Origin of the sequence: Cucumibacter marinus DSM 18995, from assembly GCF_000429865.1 — a bacterium.
GTDB lineage: Bacteria > Pseudomonadota > Alphaproteobacteria > Rhizobiales > Devosiaceae > Cucumibacter > Cucumibacter marinus.
Genome location: NZ_AUCR01000001.1, coordinates 583,344 through 600,488 on the forward strand (window position 1 = coordinate 583,344; position 17,145 = coordinate 600,488).

At 62.3% G+C, this 17,145-nt stretch carries 15 protein-coding genes; 12 read left to right on the plus strand and 3 right to left on the minus strand.

What is annotated here, in order from left to right:
- Positions 1–31: 31 nt before the first annotated feature.
- Both G489_RS0102985 and G489_RS0102990 read right to left on the minus strand, forming a co-directional pair.
- The gene (locus tag G489_RS0102985) at positions 32–1,594 is read right to left on the minus strand and encodes an ABC transporter substrate-binding protein (RefSeq protein ID WP_029040263.1); all 1,563 of its coding nucleotides are present in this window, start codon (positions 1,592–1,594) and stop codon (positions 32–34) included.
- Positions 1,595–1,896: 302 nt separating this feature from the next.
- The gene (locus G489_RS0102990) at positions 1,897–2,571 is read right to left on the minus strand and encodes a peptidoglycan-binding domain-containing protein (protein ID WP_029040264.1); all 675 of its coding nucleotides are present in this window, start codon (positions 2,569–2,571) and stop codon (positions 1,897–1,899) included.
- Positions 2,572–2,771: 200 nt separating this feature from the next.
- On the opposite strand from G489_RS0102990, the gene G489_RS21560 reads away from it, so the two are divergent.
- On the plus strand, positions 2,772–3,737 hold the full coding sequence (locus G489_RS21560) for a sensor domain-containing diguanylate cyclase (protein ID WP_051332246.1): 966 nt from the start codon (positions 2,772–2,774) through the stop codon (positions 3,735–3,737).
- 9 nt (positions 3,738–3,746) lie between these two features.
- Here G489_RS21560 and gcvA read toward each other — a convergent pair whose 3' ends face one another.
- Entirely contained in the window at positions 3,747–4,637 is an 891-nt protein-coding gene (gcvA, locus tag G489_RS0103000; RefSeq protein WP_051332265.1) for a transcriptional regulator GcvA, read from the minus strand.
- A 142-nt stretch (positions 4,638–4,779) separates the two neighbouring features.
- Between gcvA and G489_RS0103005 the strand changes: the two genes are divergently transcribed.
- The 11 genes from G489_RS0103005 to G489_RS0103055 all read left to right on the plus strand — a co-directional run bounded on the left by G489_RS0103005 (position 4,780) and on the right by G489_RS0103055 (position 17,132).
- On the plus strand, positions 4,780–5,190 hold the full coding sequence (locus G489_RS0103005; RefSeq protein WP_029040267.1) for a VOC family protein: 411 nt from the start codon (positions 4,780–4,782) through the stop codon (positions 5,188–5,190).
- Between the two features lie 29 nt (positions 5,191–5,219).
- Positions 5,220–6,401, plus strand: coding sequence for a hypothetical protein (locus tag G489_RS0103010; protein ID WP_029040268.1), 1,182 nt, complete (start codon positions 5,220–5,222; stop codon positions 6,399–6,401).
- Between the two features lie 38 nt (positions 6,402–6,439).
- On the plus strand, positions 6,440–7,519 hold the full coding sequence (locus tag G489_RS0103015; RefSeq protein ID WP_029040269.1) for a ketopantoate reductase family protein: 1,080 nt from the start codon (positions 6,440–6,442) through the stop codon (positions 7,517–7,519).
- Complete coding sequence (locus G489_RS0103020; protein WP_029040270.1) at positions 7,516–8,637, plus strand: Gfo/Idh/MocA family protein; 1,122 nt, start codon at positions 7,516–7,518, stop codon at positions 8,635–8,637. The genes G489_RS0103015 and G489_RS0103020 overlap by 4 nt, the downstream gene beginning before the upstream one ends.
- A complete protein-coding gene (locus tag G489_RS0103025) occupies positions 8,634–10,262 on the plus strand; it encodes a DUF885 family protein (protein WP_029040271.1) in 1,629 nt (542 codons plus the stop codon). The genes G489_RS0103020 and G489_RS0103025 overlap by 4 nt, the downstream gene beginning before the upstream one ends.
- Positions 10,259–11,269: an ABC transporter ATP-binding protein gene (locus G489_RS0103030; protein ID WP_029040272.1), complete on the plus strand. Its 1,011-nt coding sequence runs from the start codon at positions 10,259–10,261 to the stop codon at positions 11,267–11,269. Before G489_RS0103025 ends, G489_RS0103030 begins: the two co-directional genes overlap by 4 nt.
- Positions 11,262–12,272 carry an ABC transporter ATP-binding protein gene (locus G489_RS18865; RefSeq protein ID WP_051332247.1) on the plus strand — a complete coding sequence of 337 codons (1,011 nt, stop codon included), beginning with the start codon at positions 11,262–11,264 and terminating at the stop codon, positions 12,270–12,272. Before G489_RS0103030 ends, G489_RS18865 begins: the two co-directional genes overlap by 8 nt.
- 175 nt (positions 12,273–12,447) lie before the next feature.
- On the plus strand, positions 12,448–13,365 hold the full coding sequence (locus G489_RS18870) for a 2-hydroxyacid dehydrogenase (protein ID WP_162142398.1): 918 nt from the start codon (positions 12,448–12,450) through the stop codon (positions 13,363–13,365).
- Between the two features lie 102 nt (positions 13,366–13,467).
- On the plus strand, positions 13,468–15,084 hold the full coding sequence (locus tag G489_RS0103045; protein ID WP_155889294.1) for a peptide ABC transporter substrate-binding protein: 1,617 nt from the start codon (positions 13,468–13,470) through the stop codon (positions 15,082–15,084).
- Positions 15,085–15,292: 208 nt separating this feature from the next.
- Positions 15,293–16,246, plus strand: a complete 954-nt coding sequence (locus G489_RS0103050; RefSeq protein WP_029040274.1) for an ABC transporter permease — start codon at positions 15,293–15,295, stop codon at positions 16,244–16,246.
- A complete protein-coding gene (locus G489_RS0103055) occupies positions 16,239–17,132 on the plus strand; it encodes an ABC transporter permease (RefSeq protein WP_029040275.1) in 894 nt (297 codons plus the stop codon). The genes G489_RS0103050 and G489_RS0103055 overlap by 8 nt, the downstream gene beginning before the upstream one ends.
- Positions 17,133–17,145 lie beyond the last annotated feature (13 nt).

The window sequence follows — 17,145 nt, forward strand, 5'->3', positions numbered from 1 at the left end:
AGGGCGAGCCATCCCCCATCAGCAAGTTCAATCAGGTGAGGCGTGCCTTGGAGAGGTCGATCGGCCCGTTGGGATAGAAATAGACCCCTTCGAGATTCTTCGACATGGCGCGCAGGAACACCGAGGAGAACAGAGAGATAGAGGGCACCTTGGCAGCCAGGAGCGGCAGGGTTTCTTCCTGCAACACTTTTAGGCGCTCATCGGTCGAAGACGCGTTGCGCTCTTTGTCGAGGGCGGCGTCGATTTCATCGTCCGCGATCCCGTTGATGAGAGCGAAATCCGAATGGTAGTTCGGGCGCAAGACGAGATCGGGCTCGGGCGAGCCGGTAATCCAGCCCACATCGATGATGTGGCCCGGGCCCTGCCCGTCGGCGCGGCGGTAAAGCCGTTCTTCCCAGGCGGCGGGTTCGAGGGTCGTGAGCGTCACCGGGAAACCCTGCTCCTGCAGCATGGCTGTGATCAGCTCGCCATATTCGCGGGTCTTGGGGTAGAAGCCGACAGAGGTAATGTATTCGATCTCCGGCAGGCCCTGCCCGTTGGGATAGCCCGCTTCGGCCAGCAATTGCTGGGTCAGCGCGGGATCGTATTTGGGGTAATTCTCGACATCGGTATAGCCGAATTTGACCGGTGAGATGTGGCAATCCGAAGCCTGACCGGCTTCGCCGACCACCGCCAGAACCTGTTCGCGGTCGATGGCGTGAACCACGGCGCGGCGGACCCGTTCATCGTCGAAAGGCGGCTTGTTGCAGCGGAAATGCAGATATTTGTTTTCCGAGGACAGCGACCGGTCGGTGACGATGCCCGCTTCGCCGGAGAGCGACTGATACTGCTCGGGCTCAAGGCGCTCGGTCAGGTGATACTGGCCGTTGAGCAGGCCGAGGACGCGGGTGTTGGCGTCCGGCACATAGGCCCAGACCACGGCCTCGATTTCGGGCTTGCCGCCATAATAACCCTCAAAGGCCTTGAAGGTGATCTGGTCGCCATTGGTCTCTTCGTAGCGGAAGGGACCAGTGCCGTTGGGGCGGCGTTTGAGGGCTTCGGGGTCGGCGACGTCCTTGGCCGACAGGATCGGCAGGAAGGCAACGACGTACCAGAAGTTGAGCGCCGGATAACCGAACTTCTCGGTCTTGAGGTGAACGGTGTAGTCGTCGATTACCTCGACTTCCACCTGTCCCGGATACCAGGCCGAGGCCGGGCGGTCGGGCTGGCAGGCATATTCCATCGTTGCCTTCACATCGGCGGCGGTGAAAGGCTCGCCATTGTGGAAGGTGACGCCTTCGCGGAGCTTGTATTCGAGCGTGTAGGTGTCGATCACGCTCCATTCCAGCGCCAGGTCAGGCAGGATTTCGCCCGGGTTTTCCGGCTTCATCGGGCAGTTGGTGAGGTGACCGAAGACCAGGCCTTCCGCGGTGATCTGCGGAGCTACGGTATGGGACGTGGGGTCCCAGCTCGAGGTCACGGTGCCCGCTGCGGCAAAGACCAGCGTGCCGGTCTCCTGAGCAAAGGCCTTCCCGAAAGTGAGGCCTGGCATGACCATCGAGCCGGCGCCGACGGCTGTCGCGCCGGCAAGGAAATTACGACGATTTGTTTTCATGGAGCTTTCTCCCCCCTGGTTGGGCGATGGCCTGGTCCGCCGGACCCTGTTTCCGGTATCTGGACTCCATCGCACCGGCCCCGTGCGGTAAGACCGGCAGGAGCGAGAATTCAACAGGCTTGATCCTCTTGTCAAGTTACTTGAATGAGAGTCGTATCCACTTTTCGGTGGGTACGGCCATGTTTCCACAGGCCGGATCACACAAAACAACCGGCGGATGATGAGATTCAATCCGCCGGTCTAACCAACTGACAATGCTGTTAAAATCGCTTGACCGAACCACCCGGCCCAGCGCAATTACCCTACGGGTCGGCAGTGCCTTTTTCGACATTCAGGCCATAATAATTTGTGCCGGCGTCGCTGGCCCACAATTCAGGCTCGAAAGGCTGGCAACTCGCCGAATAGCCCTTGCCGTCCGGTCCGCGCACCACCCAGCCCTCGACCAGGTAGACGCAGAAATTGTCGGTCGTCTTGACCCGCTTGTAGGGGACCGAGGCCTTACGCACGGTCAGCCCCTTGAGTTCAACCTCTTCGACCCGGGTATCGTCAGGCACCACCGGCACGTCCTCGCCATGACGGAAGAACAGGGTAAAGGCGGCTTCGAGCGGCATATCGATCTTCACATGCACACGCGCTTTTTCCGTCAGTTCGGCCACATAGGCCGGCTCGATGTCCTTCAGATCGTGCTCGGTGACGAAATAGAGGCACCAGGCATCGGCGACATCCGCGTTGACGTCATGGAAGGCGAGGTTCTCATGTCCATCATCGAGATAGGCCTTGATGGCATTCTCGGTCGCCGCATCGAAAACACCGTCGACGGCGCCGGGATCGAAATCGAGGGCAGAAAGCGCCTCTTCAGCACAGCGGATGGCCATCTCATCGGCGAAAGCAGGTGCCGCGCCCGATGCCGCGGTGAGGGCGGCGGCAAGGGTCAGGGCCGGCCAGATCCCGTTCGGGATCCCCCTTGAGATCATCATGGCAGCGGTCTCCTCGGCTCGGTTCGTGAGGTCATGAATTCGTATCGGACGGCATGGTGGCCAGAGCTTAGCCGCCGGGTCAACCACCGCGTGAAATTGGAATTTAACTTTGACGTCAAATATTTCGCCTCCTGTCCCTGTTCGACTTAAGGCCTTGGAAAGAAGCTAGGCATAGATTGCCCGCCATCGGAGGGATGCCGATGGACAATTTTGACTTTTTTGACGAGGACGCCAGCGGAATAAGCACGGCGATCCTCACGCAGAAATCGCTCGTCGATACCGAGGACAAGCTCGGGTCGATGCTCGATGTGATGCCGATCGGGCTGCTGTTTCACACCGAACAGGGCATTTTGTACGCCAATCGCGAAGCGTGTCGGCTGCTGGCGGTGACCAAATCGGGGTTGTTCGGCCAGCACCTGATGGATTTCGTGCGTGACGGGGAAGTCGACAAGACCTCGTCCGAATTCCGGGCGGCCTTTCTGGGCGAAGGCGAAACCTGCGAGCATGAGAGCGTTATTCGCGGGCAAGACGGCAAAGAGCGGCTCGTCAAGATCATCGCGGGCAAATTGCCCTGGGAGGGCACACCGGTCATCCAGGTGCTTTTCCAGGACATTACCGATCAGAAGCGCGCGGAGAACTCGCTGCGCAAGCTCACCATCACCGACGAACTGACCGGGGCCTACAATCGCCGCCACGTCTTTTACGAGGCCGAACTCTATATCGGCGACGACGGCAAGAATTCGGTGCCCCTCAGCGTCATTCTCACCGATATCGACCACTTCAAGGCCATCAATGACAATTACGGCCATGCGGTCGGCGATATCGCGCTTCGGGAAATCACAAGGCACGCCCAGCATTTCGTGCCGACCCTGTCTGGGGCGGATTCGGCGCTCTTCGCGCGGGTCGGGGGCGAGGAATTCCTGATTCTTCTGCCCGGTTTCGAAATCGAGGCGGCAGAGCGTGTGGCAGAGCAGTTCCGGCGGGGCGTGGGCGGGCTCGAAATCCCCCTGCCCTGCAGTGACACGCCGCTCGGATTCACAGTGTCGTCCGGGGTCGCGGAATACCGCACCAATGACCGCAATCTCGATGGCCTGCTCTCGCGTGCCGACAAGGCGCTCTACGCCGCCAAGTCCGAAGGCCGCAACCGGGTCGCAATCGCGCGTTGAGCCGCGCCCTCACCGCACCTGCGACAGCAACCACTGGCTGAACACCCGGACGCGCGGGAGCTCGGCCTTGGCTGTCGGGGTGACGAGGTAATAAGCGCCAGGCCCGCCGACGCGGACCGAGAACGGCGCGACCAGATTGCCCCGCCGCACATCATCTTCGACAACGAAACTCGGCAACAGCGCGATGCCCAGCCCCGCAATCGCGGCCTGCACGACCATGAAGAAGTGCTCGAGGCTCGGGCCCCATTTGATGTTCTGCGGCGCGATGCCGACGGCGCGAAACCAGTGCTCCCACGCCTGGGGCCGTGTCGAATGCCGGATCAGGCTATGGTGCTCGAGCGCCTCATAGTCGGTAAGCGGATGTTCGCCTTCCATGATCGAAGGACTGCACACCACCTGGATCTCTTCGGACATCAGCGGCTCGGCCACCGCATCGGGCCAATTGCCGTGTCCGAAACGCACTGCGACGTCGATCCGCTCTTTGGCGAAATCCAGTTCGCCGTCACTCGAAATCAGGTTGAGGCTGATCTCGGGATGGGTTTCCTGGAACGAGGAAAGCCGGGGCACCAGCCAGCGCGTACCGAAGGTCGGCAGCATGCCGATCGACAGCGTGCCGCGGCCATCACGGGTTGAGATGAGCTCGACCGTACCGGCTTCGATTCGGTCGAGGGCATCCTTCACCAAGTCTGAATAGAACCGCCCCTGATCGGTCAGTTCGATCCGCCGCGAATGGCGGTTGAAGAGGCGGATTTCCAGATAGGTCTCAAGGCTGCGCACCAGCCGGCTCGCCGCGCTTTGGGTGACGTTCAACTCCTCCGCTGCGCGGGTGAAGGAGTTGTGGCGGGCGACAGCTTCGAAGGTTCTGAGCGCGTTGAGTGAGGGTAACAGGCGGCCGGGCATATGGGGGTCCATTCGTTCATCTCATGGATTGGCAATCTTTATGCGACTTGTCGCGCAGTGCCAAGCAGGTACGATTTGCCTCAATCCAGATGGCGTTTTGCCGACCCTGCAACCCTGCCCAACCAGACAGAGGCCATGCCGCATGACTCCCTTTCACCTTGCTTTTGCAATTGATGAGATCGAGGCGACCCGGGATTTCTACCATCGCGTTCTCGGCTGTGCATTGGGGCGTGAGGCGCCGAACTGGATCGATTTCGATTTTTTCGGGCACCAGATTTCCGGCCATGTGAACACCGATGCACGTTCACCCGCCACCACCGAGGTCGCGGGTGAACAGGTACCGCTGCACCATTTCGGTGTCGTGCTTCCCTGGGCCCAGTGGAACGAGCTGATTGCACGCCTCAGGGCGGAGAACTGGGCGTTCCTGCTCGAGCCACACATTCGTTTCGAGAATGAGCCGGGCGAGCAAGGCACCTTCTTCATCAAGGACCCGTCCGGCAACGCGCTCGAATTCAAATCATTCAAGAACGGACTTGGCCTGTTCGACCGATAGGTCCGGGCCAATCAAACGGGAGACATGGAATGGACGATTTCGCCATCGGCCGCGAACTGACCGCGATCACAATGGGCATCGATGCCTTCGAACGCCGCAATGCCGGGGGCGACGGGCTGCTCGACGATGAAGGGCTGGTGCCCATCTATATGGGCAAGGATATCGAGCCCGGACGCGACTATGCCGATTGGGACTCGCCGCGCCGTGACCTCGACGCCCTGACATCGACTGTCGCTGCGCTGCCGGAATCGGGCCGCAAATCATTCCTTGAAGGCATGGTTGCTTCGCTCAAGGTCGCGGTCCGGCTGTTCGCCGGCGGCACCCCGTCATTCGATGAGAAGGTCCGCAACCTGGTTGGCGCTCCGGTTGGCCGAGTTGCCGAGGAAGACATTGCCGGCCATCGCGAGCGACTTGACCGCAACCTTTCGGCCTCGGGCTTCGGCACTGGCACGCTGACCGAGCGGGTGAAGGCCTGGCAGGCGGCCAAGGCGGTCGAAACCGACGACATCCAGTCCGTTTTCGATGAACTGATGGCCGTAGCCAAGGCACGTACCGCCGACCGGATCTTCGATACGGGCGACTATACAATGGCGCTCAACCCCTTGCGGGATATCCCGTTTTCCGCTCGCTGCAACTTCAACGAAGGCCAGATGGATCTCAATGTCGATCTCGCCTTTACCCGCGCCGCGCTCAAGCACCTTGTGTGTCATGAGGTGTTTCCCGGCCACTCGACACAGCTGCTGGCCACTCGCGCGGCGGTCGATGCCGGCGAAGCCCCGCTCGATGCGCTGCTGATTACCGCAAACGCGATCACCGGTTGCGTGCAGGAAGGAATCGGCGATCAGGGCGTCCAGCTGATCGACTGGATCGAGGACGCGGATGATGCGGTCTATCTCGAATTGCGTTCCCTGCAGTCGGCGGTGCAGACCTCGGGCGCCTGGATGCTGATGGCCGAGGGCCTGCCCGCCGACGAGGTTGCGCACTATCTGCGCGAAACCGGCATGGGTCAGGAAGCGTGGGTCCAGGGCCGGCTGCGCATGGCCTCGCATCCCTTCCGCGGACCGTTTATCGCCTCGTACTGGGGTGGCAACGAGGCTGTCCGCAAAGTGCGAGAGACGGTCACCGAGGCCGAATGGCCGGCCTTCGTTACTGCCCTGTACAAACGCGCACAGAGCCCGCAGAGCATCGCCCGTTTCCGCGAAGCGGCCTGAGGCCGCATCGTTTTCCCCAAGGATTCCCCGGAGGATTCATGTCCATCACCATTCTCGGCGCGGGAGCCATTGGCGGCCTTGCAGGCGCCTATATGAGCCGCGCCGGTCACGACGTCACGCTGGTCGACCGCTGGGCCGAACATGTTCAGGCCCTCAACGAAAAGGGCCTGTTCATCGACGGTGTGCGCGGTGAAATGACAATTCCGGTCAAGGCCGCCCTGCCCGGCGAATTGACCGGCCCGCTCGATACCGTGCTGATCGCCACAAAATCCCAGCACGCGGTCGAAGCGCTCAAGCAGATCATTCCGCTGCTGACGCCGGAAAGCGCCGTAGTGTCCTTCCAGAACGGGTTCAACGAACCGGACCTGGTGGCGGCGCTCGACGAGGCGGGGCTGCCTGGCGAAAAGATTGTCATGGGCTCGATCCCCAATTACGGCGGCGCGCTCGTCGACCCGGGCTATATCGAGTTCGTGCATGAGGGGCCGATCCAGCTCGGCGAACTGTCGGGCGAGATCACCCCTCGCCTCGAAGCGCTCGCCAAGAAGCTCGAAGCGCTGACCAATGTGCAGGTATCGAGCAATATCTGGGGCCAGATCTGGGCCAAGGAAGTCTATGCGGCCCAGGTCGTGTTCACTGCCCTTGTCGATGCCCACATCACCGAAAGCCTCGGCAATGAGCGCTATGCCCGCATCGCCGGAGCAGTGGTGCGCGAGGCGCTCGAGATCGCGGAAGCGTCAGGAATCACCGTCGAGGCCTTCGATTTCTTCGATCCGGCCAACTACAAGCCGGAGACGTCCGCCGACACGCAGAAGCTGCTCGACAATATCGCCCATGCCGTCTGGCTGCTGAAAAAGGACCAGAACACCCGCACCCATGATTTCAAGAAAAAGGGCTCGGGGATCTGGTGGGACATCGTCTATCGCAAGCGCGAGTCCGAGGTTCGCTCCTCGAGCGGCAAGCTGATCGCCTATGCCCAGAAATCGGGCGCGGATGCCCGGCTCAACAACAAGCTCTATTCGATGATCTATGAGATCGAGGACGGCACCCGCGAACTCGGTTTCCACAATTACGATGAGCTTGAGGCCTATGTGGCCGAATGCGGAAAGGCGCTGCCATGAGCACTGGTCGAACCTTGCATGTGGGGCTGATCGGCGCCCATAACTGGGCCGAAAGCGCCCATCTGCCGGGCTATGCCGCCCATCCCCAGGTGGAGCTGACGGCAATCTGCGATATCGAGCCCGACCGGGCCAGGGCGCTGGGCGAACGGTTCGGGGCCAAGAAGGTCTATACCGATCCCGATCAGATGTTTGCCGATCCCGACATCGAGATGGTGGATGTATGCACCCCGACGCACACCCATCTGCCGCTCTCTCTAGGCGCTATCGCTGCCGGCAAGCATGTCTTGAGCGAAAAGCCCCTGCATACCCAGGCCGCCCCTGCATTCGATGCGGCGCGGCGCGCCGAACAGCGGGGCGTGCGCACCAAGCTCGGTTTCACCTTCCGCTATTCGCCGGCCATCCGGCAGATCAAACAGTGGATCGAGGACGGGACGCTGGGCGAGATCTTCCACATCCACGGGTTCGAACAGAACTCGCAATGGCTCGATCCGGCAGAGCCGCTGCGCCAGATCGCACCCGACACGCCGCGCGACAAGCTGATCCCGGCCTCTATCGTGGGCTATGGCTCGCATCTTATCGATCTGATGCGCTGGCTCGGCGGTGAGTTCGGCGCTGTGACCTCAACGATGAAGAACTTCATCCCCGAGCGTATTGTGCGCGGCGAGGAGGGCATGCAGCGCATCCCGGTCGAGGATGGAGCCGCTGCGCTGGTCGAATACAAGAACGGTGCCCAGGGTCTTTTGCAGACCAGCTTCATCGCGGTCGGCAATTACCCGGGCGTCGAGATTCGGGTCTATGGCTCGAAGGGCGCGGCTGTCGCGCGGCTGATCGAGGAGTTCGGCGTTGCCGAAACCCTGACGCTGGCGCGTGCGGACGCGGTCGAGTTCCAGAAGATCGACCTGCCCGAGAGCGCCCTGCCCCCCGGTACCACGCTCAACACGCCGTGGCCGGAACTCTACTACCGCAATCTTGTCCGGCATTTTGTCGATGAAATCCTTGAAGGCCGCCCCGAGGAGTGCACCTTCTACGACGGCGCCATGAGCCAGCAGATCGTCGATGCGATCATCCTGGCCCATAATGAGCGCCGTTGGGTGAATATCGAAACCGGGGATCTATGACCGACACGCCGCAGACAAGGCTGACACGCGAATTTCTTGAGCATCACTGGCGCTTCCATCCGGTGGACGCGACCTTCATGGGCGCAGAAGGCCATGATGGTAGGCTGCCGCCCGTCGGGGACGAGGCGCGGTCCGAAGAGCGCGAGGCGCTTGCCGCCCTCGCCGCGAAGCTCAAGAATGCGCCACCGCCCAAGACCGCCGGCGACCGGCTTGACCGACAGATGGTCGAGGGCGAAATCGCCTTGCGGCAGCACCGTATGGACAAGCCGCGCCAGCCGTCCAACCCGGCGTCGATGAGCGGTGAAGCCGCGTTTTCGCTTGTTTCGCTCCTGCTGCCGCAATCCCTGCCCCTCAATGAGGATGGTTTCCGCGCCCGGCTTTCCGCCCTGCCTGCCTGGCTCGATGATGCCGCCGATGCGCTCAAGGGGACAAAAGTCTCGCGCGCGCTCACGGTGCGAGCCCAGAACGAGGCGCGCGCGATGGCGGGTTTCCTCGCCGGCGACATTCGCAGCCATGAATATCATCGCGACGCGTGGGACGACGATTGCCGGGCCGCGGCCGGCGCATTCGCCAAGTTCGCCGACGCAATCGAAGAACTCGACGATGCCGACCCGGCTTGCGGCGAAGAGACCCTGTCGCTGATCATGGCAAAGCAACACGGGCTCGCAGTCTCTCCGCGCGAAGCGGTGGAAATGGCGGAAGATGCGTTCAGGCGCCTCGGGGACGAAGCCAAGGCCATGGCCGAAACGATCGATTCCGAGAGTTCGGTTGCCGCAGAGCTTGAGGCCTTGAGCGCCCTTCATCCCGACACGCCGGAGGCGGTGCTCGAAAGCTATTTGATGCTCGACGTGCAGGCCGTGGCGCTCGGGGCAGAGTTTGTCACTCCGGCCCAGGAATACGATCTCGACTACCGCTGGATGTCGCCGGCCTTCCGCGAACTCTCCAAGCACCTCTATTTCCTGTTCTACCGCTCACCCCCTGCCCTCAATCCGGGCGATGCCAGCGTCTATTGGGTCACGCCCCCGGCGGAAGGCGGTAATCTCGATGCGTTCCTGAAGGCCAATTCGACGGCCATGGTGAAATCGGTGCATGCGGTGCATCACGGATCGATCGGCCATCACACGCAGAACGCCCGGGCCCGCCAGGCCGACTCCCTGATGGGCCAGGTTGCGGGCACCGATTGCGCGCTCGGTATCGCCTTCACCGGTGCCGGCACGCTGATCGAGGGCTGGGCCTGCTATGCGCAGGACCTGATGCTCGAGGCTCACGGCTTTTACACCTCCGGCGAAGTGTTGCTGCAAAAGACGTTCGAGCGCCGCAACGCTGCCAGCGTGCTGGTCGATATCAAGCTGCATCTCGGGGAATGGAGCATGGCCGACGCCGCGCGCTTCTACGTTGAAGAAGCGGGTTTCGCGCCTGAGCGGGTGGCCGGAGAAATCACCCGGAACGCCATGCTGCCAGGTTCGCGGCTGATGTACTGGCTCGGCACCGAAACGATCAAGGGATTGCGCAAACGCTTCGATGGCAGTGCGCTTGATTTTCACGACACGCTTTTGAGCTATGGCGCGGTGCCCGTCACCGCCATCGCCGAAGAAATGCAGCGCGAGGGATTGCTGACGACATGACCGATCTGCTCACCGTTTCGGGACTCGTCACCGAGTTCACCACCGAGGATGGCCCGCTGCGCGCGGTCAAGGGCGTCGACCTGACTGTCAGGTCCGGCGAAACCGTCGCGCTTGTCGGGGAATCGGGGTCGGGCAAGTCGGTGACGTCCCTTTCGGTGATGCGGCTTTTGCCGAAGAAAGCCGGGCGGATCGCTGCAGGCGAAATCCTGTTCAGGGGCCGGGACGGAACGACCCGCGATCTGGCCAAGCTCAACGAGAACGAGATGCGCCGCATCCGGGGCAATGAGATCTCGATGATCTTTCAGGAGCCGATGACCTCGCTCAATCCGACCCAGAAGGTCGGCGCGCAGATCGCCGAGGCAGCCCGCCTGCACCAGCATCTGTCTGCGTCGGCAGCGAAGGCGCGCGCCATCGAGATGTTGGATCTCGTGGAAATCCCCGATCCCGCCAAGCGCGCCGATGTCTACCCACACCAGATGTCGGGTGGCATGCGCCAGCGGGTCATGATCGCAATGGCGCTGGCCTGCAATCCCGCCCTGCTGATCGCCGACGAACCGACGACGGCGCTCGACGTCACGGTGCAATTGCAAATCCTGGAACTCATGCGACGCCTGCAGCGCGAAATCGGCATGGGCGTGTTGTTCATTACCCATAATCTTGGCGTCGTGGCCGAGGTCGCCGACCGCGTGGCGGTGATGTATGGCGGGCGGATCGTCGAGACCGCAACGACGGCCGAGCTCTTCGACCATCCGAGCCACCCCTATACGCGCGGACTGATGGACAGCTTGCCCAAGGTCGATCACGCCGCCCGCGCGCGGGGCGAGGCCACGCCACTCAGAGCCATTCCCGGCAGCGTTGTCGATCCGCGCTTCCCGCCCAGGGGATGCGATTTCAACCCGCGCTGCGGCTTCGCAGTCGATGAGTGCCGTGCCGCGGTGCCGGACATGGCGACCGTGACCGAGGCGCATCTGACGCGCTGCATTCGCTGGGAGGCCCTCAATGGTTGACCCTCTCCTCTCCGTCCGCGACCTCAAAGTCCATTTTTCCGTGGGCCGGGGACTGCTCAATCCCGGGCAGCTGGTGAAGGCCGTCGATGGCGTCAGCTTCGACATCGCGCCGGGTGAAGTTGTCGGGCTGGTCGGTGAATCCGGTTCCGGCAAGACCACCCTCGGACGGTCCGTCCTTCGGCTAATCGAACCGACATCGGGCTCGATCAAGTTCAACGGCACCGAACTGGTGGGGCTCGAGGCGCAACGCATGAAAGCGCTGCGCTCGGACATGCAAATCATCTTTCAGGACCCGTTCGCCAGCCTCAATCCGCGCATGAGCGTGCGCGAGATCATCGGAGAGGCGCTCTTCCTGCACGGCATCGGTTCAAGCGCCGACCGCGAGGACAGGATCACCGCCCTGCTCGACAGGGTCGGCCTGCCGGCCACTGCCGCGCCGCGCTTCCCGCATGAGTTTTCCGGCGGGCAACGTCAGCGCATCGGTATCGCACGGGCGCTTGCGGTGAATCCCAAATTCATCGTCGCCGATGAGCCTGTCTCGGCGCTCGACGTTTCGATCCAAGCTCAGATCATCAATCTGCTGCAGGATCTCAGGCGCGAAATGGGCCTCTCCCTCCTGTTTATCGGTCACGATCTGTCGGTGATCGAGTATCTTTGTGACCGGGTGGTCGTGCTTTATCTCGGCAAGGTCATGGAGACCGCCAAGGCGGCTGATCTTTACGCGTCGCCCCGGCATCCCTACACCCGCGCGCTGCTCGACGCGGCGCCTGTCACCCACCCGGACGCACGCCGCGAACGGGTCGCGCTCAAGGGTGATCCCCCGAGCCCGATCAACCCGCCCTCGGGCTGTGTGTTCCGGACCCGCTGCCCGTTTGCGGTGGAAGCGTGCGCCCAGACCCAGCCACCGCTGACGGCCTTTGGTGATGACCAGCATGTAGCCTGTATCCGCGCCAACGAGCTCAACTTGGCGGAATACAACGTACAATCCGCAGCAACTGGATAAACCCACTGCAACAATCTGAAATGACTTGATTTTCGGGAATGCCCGGCCTTGTGCCGGGCATTCTGCGTTTTGACGCCGCAAGATTTTGCATGAGTTCAATTGCGTACAAGCCGGATTTTTTCGGGCGTTGTCTCCGCCCCCCGGCGGGCGGCATGCTGGCTTCATGAAAAGGCTGTTGATCGCGTCTAGCGGGAACCCGGAGGCCCTGGCCGAACGGTTTCGCGCCACGCTTCCTGATTACGAAATTCTGACCCAGGCGCCCGGCCAGGACGCCGAACCGGTACCCTATGTGGTTGCCGGCAAACCGGGGAGCGGCGTCTTCGCCGCCACGCCGGGGATAAAGGCCATTCTAAGCCTGAATGCCGGAGTCGAGCATCTGATTGCCAATCCGGAAATCGCGGCGGATGTTCCGATTGTCCGGCTTGTCGATCAGGAACTTGCGCTTGGCATGTCGGAATGGGTGTTGGCGGAGATCCTCGCCTGGCATCGCAATCTCGGCGCCTATCAAGCGGCGCAGGCGATCACCGAATGGACTCCCCTCAAGGAGAAGCTGGCGCGCGACCGCACCGTCACCGTTTTGGGCGCAGGTGCGCTGGGCCGTCCGGTGGTCGAACATCTCGTGCGCTTCGGCTTCCATACGCGGGTGTGGAGTCGCACCGGCCGCGAGATCGACGGCGCCACGGCGTTTTCAGGACAGGACGGCCTTGCCGACGCCGTCGAAGGCGCGGATGTGCTCGTCACGCTGCTGCCGCTGACTGCCGAAACGGAAAACCTGATCAACGCAGCGCTTCTGGGCCGGCTGGCCGACGGGGCCTTCGTGGTCAATCCGGCCCGCGGTGCCCAGATAGTCGACGACGATCTGATCGCGGCGCTCGACAGCGGCAAACTCTCCGGCGCGGCGCTCGATGTGTTTCGCACCGAGCCGTTGCCCGCCGATCACCCTTTTTGGCGTCACCCCAAGATTCTGGTGTCGCCCCACGTCGCCGCGCCGACCCATGCGGACAGCGCTGTCACCCAGATGACCGAGGCGATCCGCCGCCATGAGCGCGGCGACCCCCTGCCCCATCTCGTCAACCGGGATGCGGGCTACTGAACCAAGAAATCCGGGCCAAACCGGACAATCCAGGAGGAGGGGTCTGACCCTCCGGCAACCACGACCAACCAGTCAAGATAACCAAGCCAAGACGAGGACATCATGACCACTAAGATTACACGCCGCGACGCTCTCAAGGGGCTGGCCGTCAGTGCCGCCGCTTTGACGACGATGCGGGTGCTCCCGGCCTCCGCACAGTCGGTGGGCGGCACGCTCAATGTCGGCCTGACCTATGAAATCGACACCATGAACCCCTATTCCACGGGTTTCCTGGGTGATGCGCAGGCCACCGTGCTCGAAGGGCTTCTGGCACCGGATGAAAACGCATCCTATGTGCCGGTTCTGGCCAAGGAAGTGCCGACGCTGGAGAATGGCGGCATCACGCTGAACGAAGACGGCTCGAAGATGACGATCACCTATCATCTTCGCGACGACGTCAAATGGCACGATGGCGAACCTTTCACCTCGGCGGACGTGAAGTTCACCTGGGAAGCGGTCAAGAACCCGGATTTCATCGCCGAGTCCAAGTCCGGCACCGAGGATATCGAGAGCATCGAGACGCCGGACGACTACACGGTGATCTGCCATTACAATGGCCTTGCCCCGGATTTCGCCTCGACCCTGTTCACCTTCGGCATCCTGCCCAAGCATCATCTCGAAGGCGTTGACCTCAACACCTCGGATTTCAACGAGACCCCGCTTGGGACCGGCCCGTTCAAGGTCACCGATTACCAGGCCGGACAATATGTCGTGGTCGAGCGCAACGAGCTCTATTGGGGTCGTGCCGAGAATGGCGACCAGCTCCCCTATATCGAGCGGATCGTGTTCAAGATGATCACGGATTCGAACACGCTGATGACCCAGCTGCGGTCGGGCGAGCTCAACCTCGTTGTCCAGACCCCGCTGGCCCAGGCCTCACAGGTCCGCGACATGAACGGGCTCGAGCTGATCAACGCACCGCTCCTGGCCTGGCATCACCTGACCTTCAACTTCGCCTCCAAGGCGTCGCTGCAGGACGTCACGGTCCGCCGGGCCATCGCCCACGCGATGAACCGCGATCCGCTGATCCGCACCCTTGGCGGCTTCCCCTCGCCGATCAAATCGCCGGTCGTGCCCGTGTTTGAATTCTATGACGACACGGTGCCCGAATACGCGTTCGACGTGGAAGCGGCCAACAAGATGCTCGACGATGCCGGCTATGCGCGCGGCGGCGACGGCATCCGCGAAAAGGATGGCGAACGGCTGAGCTACAATTTCATGGTTCAGGCCGGCCGTGCGGATGATGAAAACCTGCAGCAGGTCATGATGGCCCAGCTTCAGGCGATCGGCATCGAGGCGGTTCCGGACAACAAGACCGGCGTGGCCCTGCGCGAAGCCCGCTACAACGGCGATTACGACCTCTATTACGGTCGCTGGATCACCTCGGCTGACCCCGACTACTCGATTTTCTGGGGCACTGACGGCGCCATCAACGGCCAGGGTTATTCCAACCCAGAGCTCGATGCGGTCTTCACCGAACTCCAGAACACGCTCGACAAGACCAAGCGCTACGAGTTGTTCTCGAAGATGCAGCACATCATCGTCGACGACTTGCCCTCCCTGCCGCTCCTCCTGCTGACGGCGGCGATTGCCAAGACTACGGAGCTCAACAACTTCGTACCGAACCCGACCAACATGACGAATTTCGTCCACACCGGGGAATGGTACCTCAAGAGCTAACCCCACCGCGCCCGCAATTCTCCTCACGCTGGGCTGCGGGCGCGAACACTATGGCTGGGCCGGGTGGCGGATCTCTCTCCCGTCCCCGGTTCCAGCCCTTTCTGGTCTTTGATATCCTCATGCCGCGACCCCGTCCGTCCCCCACTTCTGAAATGCGCGCACCGGCGTTCTCAGCCACCGTCGGCCCATTTGCCGGAAAGGAAGCGCGATGAGCCTGTCCTATCTCCTGCGCCGCCTCGGCGGCGCCATTCCGCTTCTGCTCGGGATCTCCGTGATCCTGTTTGCCATTATCCACCTGGCGCCTGGCGGGCCCCTCGACATGTATCTCGAGAACCCTTCGGTCTCTCCTGAAGCCATCGAGCAGATGCGGACCGCCTATGGCCTCGATCAGCCGGTGCCAGTCCAGTATTTCCTGTGGCTCAAATCCATGCTGGCCGGGGATTGGGGCTATTCCATCCGCACCGGCAAACCGGTCCTCAGCGAAATTCTCAACCGCCTCGGCCCGACGCTGCAATTGAGCGGGCTGGCCCTCGGTTTCGCCTTTATCGTTGCCATGCCGCTCGGGGTCATTTCGGCCACGCGGCGCGGCTCCAAGCTCGATACCGGGCTGACCCTGTTTTCCTTTGCCGGCATTTCGACACCGGTTTTCTGGATGGCGCTGCTGTTCCAGCTTCTGTTTTCCGTGCAGCTCGGCTGGTTGCCCTCTGCCGGGTACCAATCCGTCGGCGATGGCTCGTTAGTCGACCGTCTCAGGCATCTCGTCATGCCGGCGACTGTCCTGTCCTTCGCCATCATTGCGAGCTGGAGCCGCTATATCCGCTCGGGCATGGTCGATGTTCTCAACCAGGACTATATCCGCACCGCCTATGCCAAGGGGCGCACCGAGATCGGAGTGGTTGTGCTGCACGCCCTGCGCAACGCCATGATCCCTGCCGTGACTGTCATCGCGGTCGATTTCGCCACCATCATTTCCGGTGCCGTGATCACCGAGACCGTCTTTGCCTGGCCCGGGATTGGCCGGCTGTTCATGGAGGCGATGGACGGGCGCGATTACCCCATTCTCATGGGCCTGATGATGCTCGGCTCCTTCGGCATCGTCCTGGCCAATGTCATCGCCGATGTGACCTATGCGGCGCTCGATCCGAGGATTCGTTATGGCTGACCTGACTCGCGAAGCGGGCGAGACCCTTGCCACCACCGCCCCGCCGCAAAGCTATTGGCGCCGCGTCCGCAAACGCTTCATGCGGCATAAGCCGGCCGTGTTCGGCCTGTGCTTCCTCGTCCTCATGGCCATTGTCGTCGTCTTCGGCCCCTTCGTGCTGCCTTACGGGTTCGACCAGCAGGATTACGATCTCATCGGCCTACCCGGCCCGATGAACGCCGAACACTGGCTGGGCACGGACCAGCTCGGGCGCGACGCTACGACCCGGCTGATCTATGGCGGCCGCGTCTCGCTGGCGGTCGGGCTGGCCGGCGCGCTGGTCGCAACCTTTCTCGGCACCCTGATCGGGGCACTGGCCGGCTTTTATCGCGGCTGGGTCGATACGATCCTGATGCGGTTCACCGATATCATGCTGTCGATCCCGCCTTTGCCGCTGGTTCTGCTTCTGTCGAGCCTGTTCCGCCCCAGCCCGCCGCTTCTTGTCGGCATTATCGGTGGCCTCATATGGATGGGCACGGCACGTCTGGTGCGCTCGCAGTTTCTGGCCTTGCGCGAACGCGAATTCGTCGAAGCCGCCCGGGCGCTCGGCGCCAGCGGTCCCCGGCTGATCGTGCGGCACATCCTGCCCAATGCGATTGGGCCGATCACGGTGGCCGCAACCCTTGCCGTGGGCAGCGCGATCATGACCGAGAGTGCCCTCTCCTTCCTCGGCTTCGGCATCCTTCCGCCGACCCCGAGCTGGGGCAATCTGCTCAACGCGGCCAGCCCATGGCTTTCGACCGCCCCCTGGCTCGCCATCGCACCCGGGCTTTGCATCCTTTTGACCGTGCTGTCAGTCAACTTCCTCGGCGACGGTCTGCGCGACGCCATGGAACCCAGAGAATAGGCAAAACGAGGTG

Bases quoted from the DNA above. Each gene is read 5' to 3' on its own strand.
- G489_RS0103020 (WP_029040270.1), top strand. From the start codon at position 7,516: ATGAGCACTGGTCGAACCTTGCATGTGGGGCTGATCGGCGCCCATAAC.
- gcvA (WP_051332265.1), bottom strand. From the start codon at position 4,637: ATGCCCGGCCGCCTGTTACCCTCACTCAACGCGCTCAGAACCTTCGAA.
- G489_RS18865 (WP_051332247.1), top strand. From the start codon at position 11,262: ATGGTTGACCCTCTCCTCTCCGTCCGCGACCTCAAAGTCCATTTTTCC.
- G489_RS0103055 (WP_029040275.1), top strand. From the start codon at position 16,239: ATGGCTGACCTGACTCGCGAAGCGGGCGAGACCCTTGCCACCACCGCC.
- G489_RS0102985 (WP_029040263.1), bottom strand. From the start codon at position 1,594: ATGAAAACAAATCGTCGTAATTTCCTTGCCGGCGCGACAGCCGTCGGC.
- G489_RS0103015 (WP_029040269.1), top strand. From the start codon at position 6,440: ATGTCCATCACCATTCTCGGCGCGGGAGCCATTGGCGGCCTTGCAGGC.
- G489_RS21560 (WP_051332246.1), top strand. From the start codon at position 2,772: ATGGACAATTTTGACTTTTTTGACGAGGACGCCAGCGGAATAAGCACG.
- G489_RS0103010 (WP_029040268.1), top strand. From the start codon at position 5,220: ATGGACGATTTCGCCATCGGCCGCGAACTGACCGCGATCACAATGGGC.
- G489_RS0103050 (WP_029040274.1), top strand. From the start codon at position 15,293: ATGAGCCTGTCCTATCTCCTGCGCCGCCTCGGCGGCGCCATTCCGCTT.
- G489_RS0103025 (WP_029040271.1), top strand. From the start codon at position 8,634: ATGACCGACACGCCGCAGACAAGGCTGACACGCGAATTTCTTGAGCAT.
- G489_RS0103005 (WP_029040267.1), top strand. From the start codon at position 4,780: ATGACTCCCTTTCACCTTGCTTTTGCAATTGATGAGATCGAGGCGACC.
- G489_RS0102990 (WP_029040264.1), bottom strand. From the start codon at position 2,571: ATGATGATCTCAAGGGGGATCCCGAACGGGATCTGGCCGGCCCTGACC.
- G489_RS0103030 (WP_029040272.1), top strand. From the start codon at position 10,259: ATGACCGATCTGCTCACCGTTTCGGGACTCGTCACCGAGTTCACCACC.
- G489_RS0103045 (WP_155889294.1), top strand. From the start codon at position 13,468: ATGACCACTAAGATTACACGCCGCGACGCTCTCAAGGGGCTGGCCGTC.